The 17998-nt window shown below is 72.6% G+C and carries 18 protein-coding genes; 16 read left to right on the forward strand and 2 right to left on the reverse strand.

The window, feature by feature from the left end; genetic code table 11:
• The first annotated feature begins 109 nt into the window (after window positions 1-109).
• Both QOL16_RS05865 and QOL16_RS05870 read left to right on the forward strand, forming a co-directional pair.
• The gene (locus QOL16_RS05865; RefSeq protein ID WP_065959814.1) at window positions 110-1444 is read left to right on the forward strand and encodes a pitrilysin family protein; all 1335 of its coding nucleotides are present in this window, start codon (window positions 110-112) and stop codon (window positions 1442-1444) included.
• A gap of 5 nt (window positions 1445-1449) precedes the next feature.
• A complete protein-coding gene (locus QOL16_RS05870; protein WP_065959919.1) occupies window positions 1450-2052 on the forward strand; it encodes a histidine phosphatase family protein in 603 nt (200 codons plus the stop codon).
• On the opposite strand, the gene QOL16_RS05875 is transcribed toward QOL16_RS05870, so the two are convergent.
• Complete coding sequence (locus QOL16_RS05875; protein WP_071245879.1) at window positions 2049-2537, reverse strand: GNAT family N-acetyltransferase; 489 nt, start codon at window positions 2535-2537, stop codon at window positions 2049-2051. The two genes, QOL16_RS05870 and QOL16_RS05875, sit on opposite strands and share 4 nt — an antisense overlap.
• Before the next feature lie 23 nt (window positions 2538-2560).
• On the opposite strand from QOL16_RS05875, the gene QOL16_RS05880 reads away from it, so the two are divergent.
• Together QOL16_RS05880 and QOL16_RS05885 are read left to right on the forward strand one after the other, a co-directional pair.
• Window positions 2561-3307: a 4-hydroxy-tetrahydrodipicolinate reductase gene (locus QOL16_RS05880; protein WP_071285023.1), complete on the forward strand. Its 747-nt coding sequence runs from the start codon at window positions 2561-2563 to the stop codon at window positions 3305-3307.
• Window positions 3308-3360: 53 nt separating this feature from the next.
• Window positions 3361-3774, forward strand: coding sequence for a tetratricopeptide repeat protein (locus tag QOL16_RS05885; protein WP_071285058.1), 414 nt, complete (start codon window positions 3361-3363; stop codon window positions 3772-3774).
• A gap of 139 nt (window positions 3775-3913) precedes the next feature.
• Here QOL16_RS05885 and QOL16_RS05890 read toward each other — a convergent pair whose 3' ends face one another.
• Window positions 3914-4825: a TIGR01777 family oxidoreductase gene (locus tag QOL16_RS05890; protein WP_071285022.1), complete on the reverse strand. Its 912-nt coding sequence runs from the start codon at window positions 4823-4825 to the stop codon at window positions 3914-3916.
• A 126-nt stretch (window positions 4826-4951) separates the two neighbouring features.
• Between QOL16_RS05890 and QOL16_RS05895 the strand changes: the two genes are divergently transcribed.
• The 12 genes from QOL16_RS05895 to QOL16_RS05950 all read left to right on the forward strand — a co-directional run bounded on the left by QOL16_RS05895 (window position 4952) and on the right by QOL16_RS05950 (window position 17680).
• A complete protein-coding gene (locus QOL16_RS05895; RefSeq protein ID WP_065959823.1) occupies window positions 4952-5782 on the forward strand; it encodes a thymidylate synthase in 831 nt (276 codons plus the stop codon).
• Window positions 5782-6324 carry a dihydrofolate reductase gene (locus tag QOL16_RS05900; protein ID WP_083395096.1) on the forward strand — a complete coding sequence of 181 codons (543 nt, stop codon included), beginning with the start codon at window positions 5782-5784 and terminating at the stop codon, window positions 6322-6324. The genes QOL16_RS05895 and QOL16_RS05900 overlap by 1 nt, the downstream gene beginning before the upstream one ends.
• Window positions 6325-6605: 281 nt before the next feature.
• A complete protein-coding gene (gene dapA / locus QOL16_RS05905) occupies window positions 6606-7583 on the forward strand; it encodes a 4-hydroxy-tetrahydrodipicolinate synthase (protein WP_065959825.1) in 978 nt (325 codons plus the stop codon).
• A gap of 47 nt (window positions 7584-7630) precedes the next feature.
• Window positions 7631-9307: a ribonuclease J gene (locus QOL16_RS05910; protein WP_071285021.1), complete on the forward strand. Its 1677-nt coding sequence runs from the start codon at window positions 7631-7633 to the stop codon at window positions 9305-9307.
• A gap of 191 nt (window positions 9308-9498) precedes the next feature.
• On the forward strand, window positions 9499-10536 hold the full coding sequence (locus tag QOL16_RS05915) for an efflux RND transporter periplasmic adaptor subunit (protein ID WP_071285020.1): 1038 nt from the start codon (window positions 9499-9501) through the stop codon (window positions 10534-10536).
• Window positions 10533-11282, forward strand: coding sequence for an ABC transporter ATP-binding protein (locus QOL16_RS05920; RefSeq protein ID WP_071245888.1), 750 nt, complete (start codon window positions 10533-10535; stop codon window positions 11280-11282). The genes QOL16_RS05915 and QOL16_RS05920 overlap by 4 nt, the downstream gene beginning before the upstream one ends.
• Window positions 11279-12523: an ABC transporter permease gene (locus tag QOL16_RS05925; protein ID WP_065959834.1), complete on the forward strand. Its 1245-nt coding sequence runs from the start codon at window positions 11279-11281 to the stop codon at window positions 12521-12523. Before QOL16_RS05920 ends, QOL16_RS05925 begins: the two co-directional genes overlap by 4 nt.
• Window positions 12524-12571: 48 nt before the next feature.
• On the forward strand, window positions 12572-15526 hold the full coding sequence (locus QOL16_RS05930) for a DNA translocase FtsK (protein WP_071285019.1): 2955 nt from the start codon (window positions 12572-12574) through the stop codon (window positions 15524-15526).
• Between the two features lie 19 nt (window positions 15527-15545).
• The gene (gene pgsA, locus QOL16_RS05935) at window positions 15546-16184 is read left to right on the forward strand and encodes a CDP-diacylglycerol--glycerol-3-phosphate 3-phosphatidyltransferase (protein ID WP_065959837.1); all 639 of its coding nucleotides are present in this window, start codon (window positions 15546-15548) and stop codon (window positions 16182-16184) included.
• 149 nt (window positions 16185-16333) lie between these two features.
• The gene (locus QOL16_RS05940) at window positions 16334-16816 is read left to right on the forward strand and encodes a CinA family protein (RefSeq protein ID WP_071285056.1); all 483 of its coding nucleotides are present in this window, start codon (window positions 16334-16336) and stop codon (window positions 16814-16816) included.
• A gap of 152 nt (window positions 16817-16968) precedes the next feature.
• Window positions 16969-17277: a helix-turn-helix domain-containing protein gene (locus tag QOL16_RS05945; RefSeq protein ID WP_058742950.1), complete on the forward strand. Its 309-nt coding sequence runs from the start codon at window positions 16969-16971 to the stop codon at window positions 17275-17277.
• A gap of 178 nt (window positions 17278-17455) precedes the next feature.
• Window positions 17456-17680 (forward strand): DUF3046 domain-containing protein, encoded by a 225-nt coding sequence (locus QOL16_RS05950; protein ID WP_065959838.1) that lies wholly within the window; start codon window positions 17456-17458, stop codon window positions 17678-17680.
• The last annotated feature ends 318 nt before the right edge of the window (window positions 17681-17998 follow it).

The raw sequence follows: 17998 nt of genomic DNA on the forward strand, positions 1-17998 counted from the left end.
GACAGACGAGTCTTTCTATCCTCCACGGATGTACCCCAGTTCGAGGCACGCGGCGTGTGGCTGGGGAAACTGGGCGGCGCGCTCGTGCGGATCAGTAGGCTCTCCTGCGATGAACCAACCAGTGCCGTTGCCGCTCGAGGCCCCTGACACGTCGTTCCTGACGTCCGGTGGTGCATTCGTCCGTCGAACCGTGCTGCCGTCCGGTGTGCGGGTCCTCACCGAGACCGTCCCGGGGGCCAGCTCGACGAGCCTCGGCTTCTGGGTGGGCGTCGGGTCCCGCGACGAGCGCGAGGGGCAGTACGGCTCCACGCACTTCCTCGAGCACCTGCTCTTCAAGGGCACCGAGCGTCGCAGTGCGCTCGACATCGCGATCTCCTTCGACTCCGTGGGCGGCGAGCACAACGCGGCGACGGCGAAGGAGTACACCTGCTACTACGCCCGTGTCCGGGACACCGACGTCCCCATGGCGGTCGAGGTGATCGGTGACATGGTCACCGGATCCGTGCTCGAGGCCGAGGCGTTCGACGTCGAGCGCGGCGTCATCCTCGAGGAACTCGCGATGGCGGCCGACGACCCCGCCGACGTCGCGGGCGAGGCGTTCTTCGCCGCGGCCTTCGGCGGGCACCCCCTCGGTCGCCCGATCGGCGGCACCCCCGAGAGCATCCGCGCGGTCGGACGCGACGAGGTCCTGTCCCACTACCGCGAGCACTACGCGCCGAACGGCATCGTCGTGACCGCGGCCGGTGCCGTCGACCACGACCGCTTCCGCGAGCTCGTCGAGCAGGTCTTCCGCGACGCCCCGGACGCCGCACCGCTCGCCCGCCGGACCCCGAGCGCGGCGGCCGACCCCGCGGTCTCCGAGCTCACGGTCACGCACCGGCCGACCGAGCAGGTCAGCATGCTGCGCGGCTCGCAGGGGCTCGACCTCCGCGACGACCGCCGCCCGGTGCTCAGCGTGCTCAACGCCGTGCTCGGCGGCGGTATGAGCTCGCGGCTGTTCCAGGAGGTCCGCGAGCGTCGCGGCCTCGCCTACGCCGTGTCGTCGTTCGCGCCGGCCTACCTCGACAACGGTGCGTTCGGCGTGTACGCCGGGTGCGCGCCGGACAACGTCGCCGGGGTCGTCGAGATCATCGACGCCGAGTTCCGCCGCATGGTCGACCACGGCATCACCGAGGACGAACTGCGCCGCGCCAAGGGCCAGATCGAGGGCGCGCTCACCCTGTCGCTCGAGGACTCCGACGCCCGGATGACCCGGCTCGGCCGATCCGAGCTCGGCACCGGGGAGTTCACCGACCTCGGCACCGCCCTGCAGCGCGTCGACCGGGTCACGCAGGTCGACGTCCTCGAGCTGGCGCGCGACCTGCTCACCCGTCCGACGATCACCTCGGTGGTCGGTGCCGTGCAGCAGTCCGAGCTGGCCGCGGCCCTCGGCGTCGAGGGGTGACGGACGTGTCGCACTACCTGTACCTCGTCCGCCACGGTGAACACCAGGACGCCGAGCACGGCCTCCGCGACGGCAAGCTCTCCGAGCGCGGGAAGCGGCAGTCGATGCTCGTCGCCGACCGCCTGGGCGGCGTGCCCTTCGACGGCGTGTACCACTCGCCGCTCGACGCCCCGAGCGAGACCGCGTCGTTCCTGGCGAAGCGCCTGCCCGCGATCCAGCCGCAGCCGTCGACCCTGCTGTTCGACTGCATCCCGTCCGGACCGACCCCGGACATGCCGCACGCCTACCAGGGCTGGTACGGCGGCGTGACCGAGGAGGAGATCGTCGCCGGTCAGGCCCAGATGGGCGACGCCGTCGCGGAGTGGTTCACGCCCGCGCGCGAGGACCGGCACGACCTGCTCATCACCCACAACGCCGTCATCGGGTGGTTCGTCCGCGAGGCGTTCCAGGCACCCGAGTGGCGGTGGATGGGCACGAACGTCGCGCACACGGCACTGACGATCATCCGCATCCGCAGCGCCAAGCCCGCCGAGGTGGTCACGCTGAACGACCTCGCGCACCTGCCGGTCGAGCTGCGCACGGGCCTGCCGGTCGACCAGCCCGTCTAACGGCTCCCGTCCGCGAGCGGCAGCCGGTACCAGGCGGTCGCGTTCGGGTTGTCGTTGAACGGCTCCGTCCGCCGGTAGCCACGACCGCGGTACATCGCCCCGGCCGCGACGAGCGAGTCGTTCGTGTCGAGCACGACGCCCGTCGCCCCGGCGTCGCGGGCCGCGGCCTCGAGGGCGTCCATCACGGCCGTGGCGACGCCCCGTCCGCGACCAGCGGGGGAGACGTACACGTGCTTCACCTCGAAGCGGACGTCGTCGCCGTCGTCCGCGATCCGCCGGAGCCCACCGCAGCCGACCGGGACGCCGTCGTCGTACGCGACCACGAAGGTGCCGCGCGGTGCCGTGAACTCGACCGCCGGCGTGCGCTTCCGTGCGTACGTCCCCTGCGCACTCGGGAAGGTCGCCTCGCGCTCGTCGAGGTACGCGTCGAGCAGCACGTCCACCTCGGGTGCGTCCGCGGGCACGGTCCTGACCTGGAGCGTCATGCGTCGATCCTAGGATGGGAGCCATGGTCACTCCCGTCGCCGTCGTCGGCGCCACCGGTCGTCTCGGAGGCCTGGTGTCCTCCGTCGTCGAGTCGCTCGAGGGCTTCGCGCTCGTCGCGTCGCTCTCGTCGCGGGACGGCGCCCACGAGGCACCCCCGACGGTGTTCGGCGGTGCCGCGCTCGTGGTCGACGTGACCGTCCCCGCGCTGAGCCCCGCGATCGTCGACAACGCCCTGGCGAGCGGTGCGAACGTGCTCGTCGGCACGTCCGGCTGGTCCGCCGCACGGCTCGCGACGCTGCGCTCCGGGCTCGAGGACCGCCCCGAGCAGGGTGTCCTCGTGGTGCCGAACTTCTCGATCGGGTCGGTGCTGGCGACCCACCTCGCGACGATCGCCGCGCCCTGGTTCCCCTCCGCCGAGATCGTCGAGACGCACCACGCCGGCAAGGTCGACTCGCCCTCGGGCACCGCGGTGCGCACGGCCGAGCTCATCGCCGAGGCCCGCCGCGACGTCGGTCCGGTCGAGGCCCCGCACGTCGACCAGCGGGCCCGCGGGCAGCAGGTCGCGAGCGTGCCGGTCCACTCGCTCCGTCTGCCCGGGGTGAAGGCCGTGCAGGACGTCGTGCTGAGCGGGCCGGGCGAGACCGTCACGATCCGGCACGACACGAACGACGACGTCGCCTACGTCGCCGGCATCCGGGCCGCGCTGGCCGCCACCGTCGGAGCCCGCGGGCTCACGGTCGGCCTCGGCAGCGTGCTGGGCATCGCGTGACCGAGCGTCCGTTCCTCCGGGCCGTCCGCTCCCCGTTCTGGGGCGCCGCGCTCATGGCCGTCCTGCTCGCGCTGTACATCGTGCTCGTCGGGCAGCGCGCGGTCGCGTTCGTCGCCACCGGGCAGCCGATCGGGATCGGCATCGGGGTCGCGCTCGTCGTCGTCGCCGTGATCGGCGCGCTCCTGCTCGTCCTCGAGTTCCGCTTCGGCATCCGGATCACCCGCCTCGGCGCGCGCCTCGAACGCGAGGGCGGGACGCCGCAGGCGGTCGTCGCGCTCCTGCCGAGCGGTCGCCCGGACCGCGCGGCCGCCGACGAGCTGTTCCCCGCCCACCGCGACGCGGTCGAGGCGGACCCGGATGACTGGCGGGCGTGGTTCCGCCTCGGCGTCGTCTACGACGCCGCCGGCGACCGCAAGCGCGCCCGAGCGGCGATGCGGACCGCGCTCGCCAAGGCGAGCACGCGCTGACGGGAGGCCCGTGGCGGGCCCGGCCCGCGCCTCCCGTCCGGCGCCGCGCCGGTCAGGAACGGACCAGCGGGGCCGACCCGCGCCTCCCGTCCGCAGCGCCGTGCGTCGGGACGCGGCCTGCGTCGGGACGCGACCTGCGTCAGAACGCGGCGTCGACCGCGTCCTCGGCGCGCTCGTACCGGAACCGGTAGCCGGTGTCGAGGAGCTTCCTCGGCACCATCCGCTGGTTCGACAGGAGCATCTCGTCGGCGGCCTCGCGCAGCAGCGCCTTGAGCGCGAACGCGGGCACGCTGACGAGGTAGGGGCGGTGCAGGTCCTCGGCGACGCGCTTCGTGATGCGGTCGGCGACGGCGGGCTCGGGTCCGGCGAGGTTGACCGGGCCGCGGACCTCGGCGGCGTCCGGGCTGGTCGCGAGGTGCACGATCGCGCCGACCTCGTCGTCGAGTCCGATCCACGGCCACCACTGGCCGCCGGTGCCGAGCTTGCCGCCGAGGCCGGCCTTCGTGAGCGGGACGAGCGGTGCGAGCGCGCCGCCGCCCTGGCCGACGACGACGCCGGTGCGGAGCAGCACGACGCGGACGCCCTCGGGTGCGGCGGTCGCGGCGGCCTCCCACGCGGTGCAGACGTCGGCGAGGAAGCCGCGGCCGGCGGGGGCGTCGTCGTCGAGCACGTCCGCGGGGCGGTCGCCGTACACGCCCGAGGCGGACCCGGACAGGAAGAGCGCGGGCGGGGTGGGTGCCTTCCGCATGGCCGCGACGAGCGTCTCGGTCGCCTGCACGCGGGAGTCCAGGATCTGTCGCTTGTAGGACTCGGTCCACGGGAGCTTGCCGATGCTCGCGCCCGCCAGGTTGACGACCACGTCGGCACCGTCGAGGACGGCCGGGTCGAGCGGGCGGGAGCCGGGCGACCAGCGGAACTCCGACGCGGTGCGCGGCTCGCGTCGCACGAGCGTCGTCACGTGGTGTCCGGCCTCGCGCAGGGCACGGACGAGGGGGGTCCCGATGAAGCCGGACGCACCGGCGACGAGGATCGAGAGCGGCTCTGTCGTCATGCCGTCGACGTTACTCAGCCAGCTGACGGGAGGCCCGGTGCGCGTCCGGTGGTCGGCTCGCCGTGGCGGCGGCGCGCGTCCCGCGCTCGGCTCGCCGTGGCGGCGGAGCGCGTCTAGGCTGCTGGCGTGACCGACAGCGTGACCGTGCAGCCCGACCCCACCGTCCCGACCCCGTACGAGGACCTGTTGCGCCGGGTGCTCGAGGAGGGCGCGCCGAAGGGCGACCGCACCGGGACCGGCACGCGCAGCCTGTTCGGCGCGCAGCTGCGGTACGACCTGTCGCAGGGCTTCCCCCTGGTCAGCACGAAGCGGGTGCACTTCAAGTCGGTCGCGTACGAGCTGCTCTGGTTCCTGCGCGGCGACGGGAACGCCCGCTGGCTGCAGGAGCACGGCGTCCGGATCTGGAACGAGTGGGCGGGTGAGGACGGTGACCTCGGCCCGGTGTACGGCGTGCAGTGGCGCTCGTGGCCGACGCCGTCCGGGGAGCACGTCGACCAGATCGCCCAGGTCATCGAGCAGATCCGCACGAACCCGGACAGCCGACGGCTCATCGTCTCGGCGTGGAACGTCGCCGACGTGCCGGACATGGCGCTCGCCCCGTGCCACGCGTTCTTCCAGTTCTCCGTCAACGACGGCAAGCTCTCGTGCCAGCTGTACCAGCGGAGCGCGGACATGTTCCTCGGCGTCCCGTTCAACATCGCCTCGTACGCGCTGCTGACCCACATGGTCGCGGCGCAGACCGGGCTCGAGGTCGGCGACTTCGTCTGGACCGGCGGCGACTGCCACGTGTACGACAACCACGTCGAGCAGGTCCGCGAGCAGCTCACCCGGACCGCGTACCCGATGCCCCGGCTCGAGCTCGCGCCGCGCGACTCGATCGACGACTACGTCTACGAGGACATCACGGTCGTCGGGTACGAGCACCACCCGGCGATCTCGGCCGCGGTCGCGGTCTGATGCCGGAGGCCCCCTCGACCGACCCCTTGCGGACCGACCCGACGTGGACCGAGCCGGCGCGCGGCGTCGGGCTCGTCTGGGCACGCACGGCCGCCGGCGTGATCGGTGCCGACGGCGGCATCCCGTGGCACGTGCCCGAGGACCTCGCGCACTTCCGGCGGGTCACCGGTGACGGCGTCGTCGTCATGGGGCGCCGCACCTGGGACTCGCTGCCGCCGCGGTTCCGGCCGCTGCCCGGACGCCGCAACGTCGTGCTCACCCGGGACGCGATCTGGTCGGCCCCCGGCGCGGAGGTCGTCCACGACCTGGCGACCGCGCTCGACACCGACGAGCCCGTGTGGGTGATCGGCGGGGGAGCGGTGTACGCCGACGCCGTGCCGTTCGCCGACCGGGTGTCCGAGACGATCGTCGACCTCGAGGTGTCGGGCGACACCCGGGCGCCCGACCTCGGCGACGGGTGGACGCTCGTCGAGGACGGGCCGTGGCAGGAGTCCCGCGTGGACGGCACCCGCTACCGCTTCCGGGAGTGGCGCCGCGCCTAGGGCCCGATGCACGCCGCGGTCGCGGCGCGACGTGCTCGCGCACAACCGGAAGCACGTCGCGCCACGCGATCCCGCGGCGCGACGTGCTTCCGGTTGTGCACGGCGCCAGTCCCGGTCGCGAGCCGAGCACCGGGCGTGACCACGCGCCTCCCGGCCTGGACCGTCCGGGCGTGACCACGCGCCTCCCGGCCTGGACCGTCCGGGCGTGACCACGCGCCTCCCGGCCTGGACCGTCCGGGCGGACTGCGGAGCGGACGCACCGGGCCGGTACGCTGGTCGGCGTGTCCCAGCGTGAGAATCCCTTCGGTCAGGTCCTCGTCGCCCTCGTGACGCCGTTCACGGCCGACGGCGAGGTCGACTGGCCCGGCGTCGAGCAGCACATCGACGACTGCATCACCGCCGGCGCGGACGGCATCGTCGTGACCGGCACCACCGGCGAGACGAGCACCCTGACCGACCCGGAGAAGCTCCGCCTGGTCGAGGTCGGCAAGTCCGTCGCCGCGGGCCGCGCGAAGATCATCACGGGCGGTGGCTCGAACGAGACCGCGCACGCGATCCACCTGTACAAGCAGAGCGAGCGGGCCGGCGCGGACGGCGTCATGATCGTCACGCCGTACTACAACAAGCCGACGCAAGCCGGCGTCCTCACGCACTTCCGGATGATCGCGGACGCCACCGACCTGCCGGTGATCCTGTACGACATCCCCGGACGCACCGGCATCCCGATCACGTACGAGACCATCGTGCGCGCGTCGAAGCACCCGAACATCCTCGCCGTGAAGGACGCCAAGGGCGACTTCGCCGAGGTCTCGCGCGTGCTCAACAACACCGACCTCATGTACTTCTCGGGCGACGACACGAACGTCCTCCCGCACCTGTCGATCGGTGCGACGGGGCTCATCGGCGTCACCGCGAACATCACGAGCACGCCGTACCGCACCATCGTCGACGCCGTGAACCGCGGCGACCTCGCGACCGCGACCGCCGAGCACAAGCGCGTCGAACCCCTCGTCCGTGCGATCATGACCCACGTCCCCGGGACCGTCGCCGCGAAGTACGTGCTGCACGGGCTCGGCCGGATCGGCAGCCCGCGCGTGCGGTTGCCGCTCGTCGGCCCCGAGGACAGCGAGGCGTACGCCATCGAGACCTCGCTCGAAGCGGTCCGGGACGTCCCCGGCGCCGACTTCTCGAACTTCCGTCCGGACCGCAACGCAGCGGCGGGCGGCGCACTGCCGAAGGTGCCAGGCACCACACGTTAGGAAGACCGCGGCGCGCTGGTGGCGCGTCGCACGACAGTCAGGACCGAATGCCCACCCAGATCTCCACACCGCAGCCGCTCGAACCCGGAACCCTCCGCGTGATCCCCGTCGGGGGTCTCGGCGAGATCGGTCGCAACATGACCGTCTACGAGTTCGAGGGCAAGCTCCTCGTCGTCGACGCCGGCGTGCTGTTCCCCGAGGAGCACCAGCCCGGTGTCGACCTCATCCTCCCGGACTTCTCGCTCATCCGGGACCGCCTCGACGACGTCCTCGGCGTCGTGCTCACCCACGGGCACGAGGACCACATCGGCGCGGTGCCGTACCTGCTCAAGCTCAAGGGCGACATCCCGCTGATCGGCTCGACGCTGACCCTCGCGCTCGTCGAGGCGAAGCTCAAGGAACACCGGATCAAGCCGTACACGCTCGTCGTGGCCGAGGACCAGACCGAGCAGCTCGGCCCGTTCCACCTCGAGTTCGTCGCCGTGAACCACTCCATCCCGGACGCACTCGCCGTCGCGATCACGACCCCCGCGGGGCGCGTGCTGCACACGGGTGACTTCAAGATGGACCAGCTGCCGCTCGACGACCGGATCACGGACCTCCGTGCCTTCGCGCGCCTCGGCGAGCAGGGCGTCGACCTGTTCCTGCCCGACTCGACCAACGCCGACGTCCCGGGCTTCACCGCCCCGGAGCGCGACATCGGCCCGGTCCTCGAGAGCATCATCTCGAAGGCCCGCAAGAAGGTCGTCGTCGCGAGCTTCTCGTCGCACGTGCACCGCGTGCAGCAGGTCCTCGACGCCGCCGCCGCCGCGAACCGCAAAGTCGCGTTCATGGGCCGCTCGATGATCCGCAACATGACGATCGCCGCCGAGCTCGGGTACCTGCGGGTGCCGGAGGACGTGCTGATCGACACGAAGAAGGCCAAGAACGTCCCCGACGACCAGGTCGTCTACATGTCGACCGGCTCGCAGGGCGAACCGATGGCCGTCCTCGCGCGCATGGCGAACCTCGAGCACCAGATCGAGATCGGCGAGGGCGACACCGTCATCCTCGCGTCGAGCCTCATCCCGGGCAACGAGAACGCCGTCTACCGCGTCATCGACGGGCTGACGAAGCTCGGCGCGAAGGTCGTCCACAAGGGCAACGCGAAGGTGCACGTCTCGGGCCACGCATCGGCTGGCGAGCTGCTCTACTGCTACAACATCCTCCGCCCGAAGAACGTCCTCCCCGTGCACGGCGAGCACCGCCACCTGTACGCGAACGCCGACCTGGCGATCCAGACCGGTGTCCCGCCGCGCAACGTGATCCTCGGGCAGGACGGCATCGTCGTCGACCTCAAGGACGGCGCCGTCACGGTGGCCGGCCAGCTCGACATCGGCTACGTCTACGTCGACGGGTCGACCGTGGGCGAGATCACCGACGCCGACCTCAAGGACCGCCGGGTCCTCGCGGAGGAGGGGTTCATCTCGGTCTTCTGCGCCGTCGACTTCACCACGGGCCAGTGCGTGGTCGGGCCGGAGATCCAGTCGCGCGGTTTCGCCGAGGACGACTCGGTCTTCGACAGCGTCCGCCCGCAGATCACCAAGGCCGTCGCCGAGGCGGCGGCGAACGGCACGCGCGACGCGCACGCCTTCAGCCAGGTCGTCCGGCGCACCGTCGGCCGCTGGGTGAACACGAAGCACCGTCGGCGCCCGATGATCGTCCCGGTGGTCATCGAGGCGTAGCGCGCACGGCGCGCTGCGCGCCGCAGGGCCGGCCAGGAGGCGCGGTGCACGTCCGTCAGGAACGTGCACCGCGCCTCCTGGCCGTCCACCGTCCGTGGTCCGTCGGCCGACGGCGGTCCCGTCCCACGGGCCAACCTGGTTCATCCCACAGGATGATGCTCCCTCGGTATGTCAGCCAATACCGTCCAGAGGTGACCGTCCTGCGACGCTGGGTGTGGCCCGGCCTGAAGTTCCTCGTGTTCGCCGCCATCGCGGTGGCCCTCGTCCGCCTCGCGTTCTTCGCGGCCCAGCCCGACGGCGAGGAGACCACGCCGACCGCGCAGCTCGAGGACCCGACGGTCGCCGTGACCACCGGCGACGTCGTCAACGACGTCGAGGCGACCGGGACCGTCGAGTCCGTCCCGTCGACCGCGGTGCGTGCCACGGCCGAGGGCACCGTCAACCGGGTGTTCGTCGCGAACGGGACCGCCGTGCAGCAGGGTACGCCGATCCTCGACCTGCGCGTCGAGACGCCGTCCACCGCGACCGCCGAGGACGGCTCCGCGCTGCCGCCCAAGGTGACGTTCGCCACCGTCGTCGCACCCGCGGCCGGGAAGGTGTCCGGCCTCGACCTCGTGGCGAAGCAGCCCGTCGCGATCGGTGACACCGTGGCGCGGGTCGCCCCGGACGCCTACCGGGTGTCCGCGACGCTCGCCGCGGCGCAGCTGTACCGTCTGACCGCGCGCCCGTCCGAGGCGACGGTCACGGTCACCGACGGCCCGGCCCCGTTCACCTGCACGAACCTCACGTTGACGAGCGCCGGCCAGGACGCCGGCTCGCCCGGGTCCGCCGCGGGCGGGTCGCAGTCGGGCGACCAGGGCGCGGGCACCGGCACCGAGGGCGGCGCCTGGACCTCCGGCGGCACGCAGCTGCAGTGCGACGTCCCGGGCGACGTCACGGTGTTCCCCGGGCTCGAGGTGCAGGTCGCCGTCGCGGCGGGTTCGGCGAAGGGCGTGCTGACCCTGCCCACCACGGCCGTGCAGGGCACCGCGCAGCAGGGCGTCGTGACGGTCGTCGACGACGAGGGGAAGCGCAGCGAGCGCACCGTACAGCTCGGCCTGAACGACGGCGAGACCGTCGAGGTGCGCGCCGGCGTGGCCGAGGGCGACACCGTGCTCCAGTTCGTGCCGGGCAAGCAGGAGCAGCCCGAGGACGACGCGACCGAGGGCGGGACGGTGACGGGCGGATGAGCCTCGTCCACGTGCGCGGGCTCCGGAAGTCCGTCCCGCTGCCCGACGGGTCGACGCTGGAGATCCTGCGCGGGGTCGACCTCGACGTCGAGGCGGACAGCCGCGTCGCGATCGTCGGTCGCTCCGGCTCGGGGAAGTCCACGCTGCTCAACGTCCTGGGGCTGCTCGACACCCCGACCGACGGGCTGCACGAGTTCGACGGACGCGACGTCGGGCGTGCCGGTTCGGTGCGCCGCGACGGCATCCGGGGCGCCGACGTCGGCTTCGTGTTCCAGCAGTTCAACCTGCTGCAGGGCCGGACCGCGGTCGAGAACGTCGAGGTCCCGTTGCTGTACGCGAGCGGGCGTACCTTTTGGACGCGCCGCCGTGCCGCCCTCGAGATGCTCGACCGCGTCGGGCTCGCCGACAAGGCCGACACCCAGCCGCACCGGCTGTCCGGCGGTGAGCAGCAGCGGGTCGCGATCGCCCGGGCGCTCGTGCGCGGGCCCCGGCTGATCCTGGCCGACGAGCCGACCGGCGCGCTCGACGTCGACACCGGACGCGTCGTGATGGAGCTGCTCGAGACGGTGGCGTCGGAGACCGGAGCGGCGCTCGTCACGATCACGCACGACCCCGCGGTGGCCGCACGGGCGGACGTGGTGCACACGATCGACCACGGGGTGGTCGTGGACGGGCCGGTCCCGGACGGGGGCGGCGCGGGTCCCACCGAGGACGTGCGCGTCGCCGGTGCGGGGGTCGTCGCGTGAACCGGCTGCTCACCACCGTGGTCGGGACGTTCGTCGAGTCCTGGCAGGAGCTCCGCGTCCACCGGGGCCGCGTCGTCCTCAGCCTGGTCGGCGTCACCATCGCGGTCGCCTCGCTCGCGGTCGTCGTCGGGTTCGGCTCGCTCGCGGAGCGCGTCACCGCCGCCTACAGCGAGCAGTACGGCGGCCGGGCGGCGACCTGGACCTTCAGCGGGACCTCCCCGGCCTCGTCCGGGACCGGTCCCGCGGCCGTCGCGGACGCCGCCGCACTCGACCGGGAGCTCCGGGCCGGGGCCGAGCGCTACCGCGTGCGGTACGTCACCGAGGCGACCTACCTGCAGCGCGACGTGCAGTTCCCCGACGGCGTCGCCTCGGTGTCCGGCACGACGGTCGACCCCGCCTACGCCGAGATGCACCGGGTGCGCCTCGGCGCTGGGGAGTGGTTCACCGAGGCCGACCGAGACCGACTGGCTCCCGCGATCGTCGTGAACCAGGCGTTCCTCGACCGCATCGGGAACCCCGACATCAGCACCCACCCGACCGTCCGCCTCCCCGGGAGCCCGGCCGTCACCGCAGTGGTGATCGGGTCCGTCGTCACGTCGGAGTACGACACCGAGCCCACGATGTTCCAGCTCGCGAACTCCGTCGCCACCGCGAACGCCACGGCGTCCCCCGACCTCGGGACCCAGCGCGCCTTCGAGGTCTGGGTCCCGGAGGCCGACGGCAAGGCGGTCGCGAAGCGCATGGCGTCCGACGCGGAGCGCGCGCTCGGCCCCGGGTGGACGGTCGAGCCCTCGCGGTCGGACGCCGGCGGCTCGGTGGGCGGCGACCCGCTCGGTGCGCTCCGCTGGGTGATCGCGGGCACCGCCGTCCTGGTCCTGGTGCTCGGCGGCCTCGGGCTCCTCAACGTCTCGCTCGTCAGCGTGCGACAGCGCATCCGCGAGATCGGCATCCGGCGCGGGGTCGGCGCGACCGCGGGCCGCATCTTCGTCGCGGTGCTGCTCGAGAACGTGCTGGGAACCCTCGTCGCCGGCGGGATCGGCGTCATGGTCGGCGCCGCGGTGCTCGGCAACGACACCGTGCGCGGGCTCATCACCGACGGTGTCGAGATCGGCGGGGCACCGTTCCCCGTCGAGGCGGCGCTCGTCGGGGTCGGTTCGGCGGTGCTCGTCGGGGCGCTCGCCGGCTTCCTGCCGGCGCTCGTCGCGGTCCGGGTCAAGGTGATCGACGCGATCCGGTACTGATGGCGGGGCATCCACGGAATGTCCCGGCCGGGGATTAGGGTCGACGCCATGGCCGGAGGCACCAAGTCGACCACGCGCTCGCGCGCGTCCACGTCGTCCCGCGGGAGCGGGTCGCGCGGGACGTCGCGCACGCAGGCGACCACGAAGAAGCTGCCGCAGGCCGCCCCGACACCGGTGTTCCGCGAGCAGAACCCGCTCGTCACCGCGTGGCTCGGCATGGCGCACGGCGTCGGCGCGCTGTTCCGCCTGCTCGGCAAGGAGTCCCTGGCCGCCGACGAGCGGCGCGACGGCTTCCCGTTCCTGCTGTTCGTGCTCGCGCTCGCCGGTGGCGTCGTCGAGTGGCTCAACCCGACGAACCCGGTGTCGATCGCCCTCGACGCCTACACGTTCGGCGGGATATTCGGCCGTCTGGCGTTCGCGCTCCCGGTCATCATGATCGTCTTCGCGGGCTGGCTCTTCCGGCACCCCGCCTCGGTGCACGACAACACCCGGATCGGGATCGGCCTCGGGCTGCTCCTGGTGTCCATCGCCTCGCTCTGCCACGTGTTCGGCGGGCAGCCGAGCGCGGCCGACGGCATGGTCGCGCTCGCGTCCGCCGGTGGTGTCCTCGGCTGGGTCGTGATCAGCTGGCTCGTCGCGGTGGCCACCGTGTGGGTCGCGGTCCCGGTCGCCGTGGTGCTCCTCGTGCTCTCGCTCTTCATCATCACCAAGACGCCGCCGAACAAGACCGGCCGACGGCTGCACGAGCTCTACGCGTACCTGTTCGGCGCCCCGGCGCCCGCGGACACCGACGACGTCGACGAGGCGGCCGCCCCGGCGCAGCCGACGCCGCGCACCAAGGGGTCGCGTCGGACGAAGCAGGACGGACCCGAGCTCCAGCTGTTCGACGACCTCGGGTTCGACGAGCAGGGCGACCCCGAGGCGGCCGACGCCGAGGGCAGCACCGTGCCCTGGTGGCGGCGGAACAAGTCCGGCCGCGAGGAAGACCCGGCGTACGACAGCCCCGTGCTGCCGGCCGCCGCGACGCAGCAGGCACCGCCCGTGCCGCCGACGGTCGCCGCGCCCGCGGTCTCGCCGAACGCCGGAGCCGCCGCCGGTCTCGTCGACCACACCCCGGCCGTGCCCGCCTCGGTCAACCTCAACGACTCGGTCGAGCACGACCTCGACGTCGCCGAACAGGCGCTGCGCAACTCCGGGGTCGCCGTGCCCGAGCGGCCCGCCCCACCCGTCGTCCGTCCCGACGCGGGTGTCTCGCCGGTCGTGTCGGCCTCGGCGCCCGAGCCCGACGACGCGGGACCGCTCGCCGCGACGGACGCCGACGAGGACCCCGCCGCGCCCTACCGCCTGCCCGCCGCGACGACCCTGAGCGCCGGCACGCCCTCGGTCGCCCGCAGCCAGGCGAACGACGACATCGTCGCCGCGATCACCGGCGTGCTCACCGAGTTCAAGGTCGACGCGAAGGTCACCGGCTTCTCGCGCGGCCCGACGGTCACGCGCTACGAGATCGAGCTCGGCCCGGGTGTGAAGGTCGAGCGCGTCACGGCGCTGTCGAAGAACCTGTCGTACGCGGTCGCGTCGAACGAGGTCCGGATCCTGTCGCCGATCCCGGGCAAGAGCGCCATCGGCGTCGAGATCCCGAACACCGACCGCGAGGTCGTCTCGCTCGGCGACGTCCTGCGTTCGAACGCGGCGACCAAGTCGAAGCACCCGATGACCATCGGCGTCGGCAAGGACGTCGAGGGCGGCTTCGTCGTGGCGAACCTCGCGAAGATGCCGCACATGCTCGTCGCGGGTTCGACCGGCTCCGGCAAGTCGGTGTTCATCAACTCGATGATCACCTCGCTGCTCATGCGCGCGAAGCCGTCCGAGGTCCGGATGGTCCTGGTGGACCCGAAGCGCGTCGAGCTCTCGATCTACGCCGGTGTCCCGCACCTCATCACGCCCATCATCACGAACCCGAAGAAGGCGGCCGAGGCGCTGCAGTGGGTCGTGAAGGAGATGGACATGCGGTACGACGACCTCGCGTCGTTCGGGTTCCGTCACGTCGACGACTTCAACAAGGCCGTGCAGAACGACGAGATCATCCTGCCCGCGGGGAGCGAGCGGAAGCTCAAGCCGTACCCGTACCTGCTCGTCGTCGTCGACGAGCTCGCGGACCTCATGCTCGTCGCGCCGCGTGACGTCGAGGAGTCGATCGTCCGCATCACGCAGCTGGCACGTGCGGCCGGCATCCACCTCGTGCTCGCGACGCAGCGTCCGTCGGTCGACGTCATCACCGGTCTCATCAAGGCCAACGTGCCGTCGCGCATCGCGTTCGCGGTGACGAGCGTCACCGACTCGCGCGTCATCCTCGACCAGCCGGGAGCCGACAAGCTCATCGGGCAGGGCGACGCGCTGTTCCTGCCGATGGGGTCCTCGAAGGCCGTGCGCGTGCAGGGCGCCTGGGTGCAGGAGAGCGAGGTCGCCGAGGTCGTCGCGCACGTCACCCGGCAGGCCCGCCCCGAGTACCGCCAGGACGTCCAGGCCGTGGTCGAGCGCAAGGAGATCGACGCCGACATCGGCGACGACCTCGAGCTCCTGCTCGCGGCCGTCGAGCAGGTCGTGTCGACGCAGTTCGGCTCGACGTCGATGCTGCAGCGCAAGCTCCGCGTCGGGTTCGCGAAGGCCGGACGGCTCATGGACCTCATGGAGTCCCGGGACATCGTCGGGCCGTCCGAGGGGTCGAAGGCGCGCGACGTCCTCGTCACCCCGGACCAGCTCGCCGGTGTGCTGGCGAAGCTGCGCGGCGAGGACCCGCCGGCCGCGGTCGCTCCTGCCGCTCCTGCCGTCGGTGCGGCGTCCGACGGCATCGGTGGCGCCGCGGGAGCAGCGGGCGGTGCGGTGTCGTCGGACGGTGACGACGACCGCTACGGGGCCGACCCGGTGGCGGACATGACCCGTGGGTACCCTGAGGAGGACGAGGGGCCGGACGAGGACGCGTGGGGGTTGACGGGTCGTGACTGACGGACGAGGGACGGGTGCGATGAGCGGGACGGGCAGCAGCCGCAGCGCGGCACGGTTCCCCTGGCGGGGCCGCGTGCTGCGCAAGGGCCCGGGGCCGGCGTCGACGGCGAACGTGGCGAACGTCATCACCGTCGTGCGCATCCTCATGGCGCCGCTGTTCTTCGTCATGCTGCTCACCGACGGCGGGCAGGACACGTCGCTGCGCATCTGGGCGGCCGTCGTGTTCGTCGTGGCGATCGTCACGGACAGCGCCGACGGGATCATCGCCCGCCGACAGGACCTCGTCACCGACTTCGGCAAGCTCGTCGACCCGATCGCCGACAAGGTGCTCATCGGCGGCGCGCTCGTGGCGCTGTCGATCCTGGGCGAGCTGCCCTGGATCGTGACGGTGCTCATCATGGTCCGCGAGATCGGCATCACGGTGTTCCGGTTCGCGGTGCTGTCCGACCGCGTCATCCCGGCGAGCCGCGGCGGCAAGGTGAAGACCGTGCTGCAGGCCGTCGCGATCACCCTGGCGCTGTTCCCGTGGTGGAACCTCGTCGGCGACCTCGCGCACTGGGTGAACGGCATCCTCATGACCGCGGCCCTCGCGGCGACCGTCCTGAGCGGTGTGGACTACCTGTGGCAGGCCTGGAAGCACAACCGGACCACGTCCTGATGGCGACCGACCCGGGGGCGCACGACGCCCCGGCGACGCGGGTCGCGCCTCCCGGCCCGTCGTCCGGCGACCACGTGCCGGACGTGCCCGACCAGTCGGAGCCGACCGGCCAGGCGGAGCCGACCGCTCGGCCGGACGCGACCGTCGGGGTGGCCCGGGCACTCGTCGCGGCGCTCACCGAACGCGGCGAGACCGTCGCGGTCGCCGAGTCCCTGACCGGGGGCCTGGTCGTCGCGACGCTCGTCGGGGTCCCGGGTGCGAGCGCCGTCGTCCGCGGTGGGGTCGTGGCGTACGCGACGCCCGTGAAGCACACCGTGCTCGGGGTCGATGCAGCGCTCCTCGCGGCGAACGGTGCCGTGGACCCGGAGGTCGCACGGCAGATGGCGAGCGGCGTCCGCACCGCGCTGGCGGTCGACGGCGAGCCCGCGACGTGGGGGATCAGCACGACGGGTGTCGCCGGTCCGGACCCGCAGGACGGCAAGTCCGTCGGCACCGTCTTCGTCGGCATCGCGTCGGCCGACGGGTCCCGGGCGGTCGAACTGCACCTCGACGGCGACCGCGGGGCAATCCGGGACGCGACCGTCTCCGAACTCCTGACACGGATGTCGGCGACGGTGCACGAGGGGGAATAGGCCTCGTTACCGCTGGGTTACATCCCACGCAATCTCCAGCAGGACGGCAGGCAGCGTCGCTAGCATGCTGCGATCGGCAACGTCACTGTTGCAACCCGACCCCGGTCACCCGGACCAGGCGGGCGCGGAGACGACAGGAAGGAGGAGTCCACATGGTTCTCGTTCGTCAGGAGATCGGCGACGTGCTTCGGGACTTCCGCTTGCAGAAGGGCCGGACCCTCCGTCAGGTCGCGTCCAAGGCCAGCGTCGCGCTCGGTTACCTGAGCGAGGTGGAGCGTGGGCAGAAGGAAGCCAGCTCCGAGATCCTCGCCTCGGTGGCCGACGCACTCGACACCCCCATCTCGACCATCATGCGAGAGGTCGGAGACCGTCTCGCCGTCGTCGAGGGACTCACCCCGGTCCCCGACACGCTGCCCGACGACCTCGTCGCCGAGTTCGACAACGACCTCGCGGTGCGCTGACCCGTCCCGCCACGACACGTGACGCCCCTGCCGACCACGGCGGGGGCGTTCGTGCGTCCGGGGGCGTGCGTGCGGCCGTGACAGGTCGTGCTCCCGGCGGTGCTCGTGCGCTCCCGGCGGTGCCGGTGCGCTCCCGGGGCTGCGGGAGGCGTGGCTTCGGCCTCGGTACGCTGGACGGATGCGGGTGAGTGAGTTCTGGCGGGCCGTCGACCAGGTGTTCGGTGCGGCCTACGGTGCCGTCGTCACCCGGGACGTCGTGCTCGAGGAGCTCGGCGGCCGGTCGGCAGCCGAGGCCCTGGACGCCGGGGTCGACACCCGGCGGGTCTGGGATGCCCTCTGCGAGTCGCAGGACGTCCCGCTCGACAAGCGGCACGGCAAGGGGCTCGCCGAACCGCACGACTGACCGGGCGTGGGCCCGGTCTCGCTGGCGGACGCGGGCGGCGGCTCGCCCGCGGGCACCGGCGCTCCGGTGCCGGGCTCGTCGCGGGGCGCCGCGCCCGAACGTGTGTTCGGCGTGTTGCTCGAACGCGTGTTCGATCGGTGCTACGTTCCTCCACAACGGCGCTGTTCCAGAAGCTCGTCCACAGGACCCGCGGTCGTCGGCAGTGATGTCGGTGGCCCGCCCTAGGTTCGAGTCATCGGGAACAGCCCGAAGCCTTGTCGCACAGCACCGGCCCTGCACCACCGGCCGGGGTGGACGCGACAGCCTACAGGCGGCCGA

The sequence above is a fragment of the Curtobacterium sp. MCBA15_004 genome, from assembly GCF_001865055.2.
Taxonomy (GTDB): domain Bacteria; phylum Actinomycetota; class Actinomycetes; order Actinomycetales; family Microbacteriaceae; genus Curtobacterium.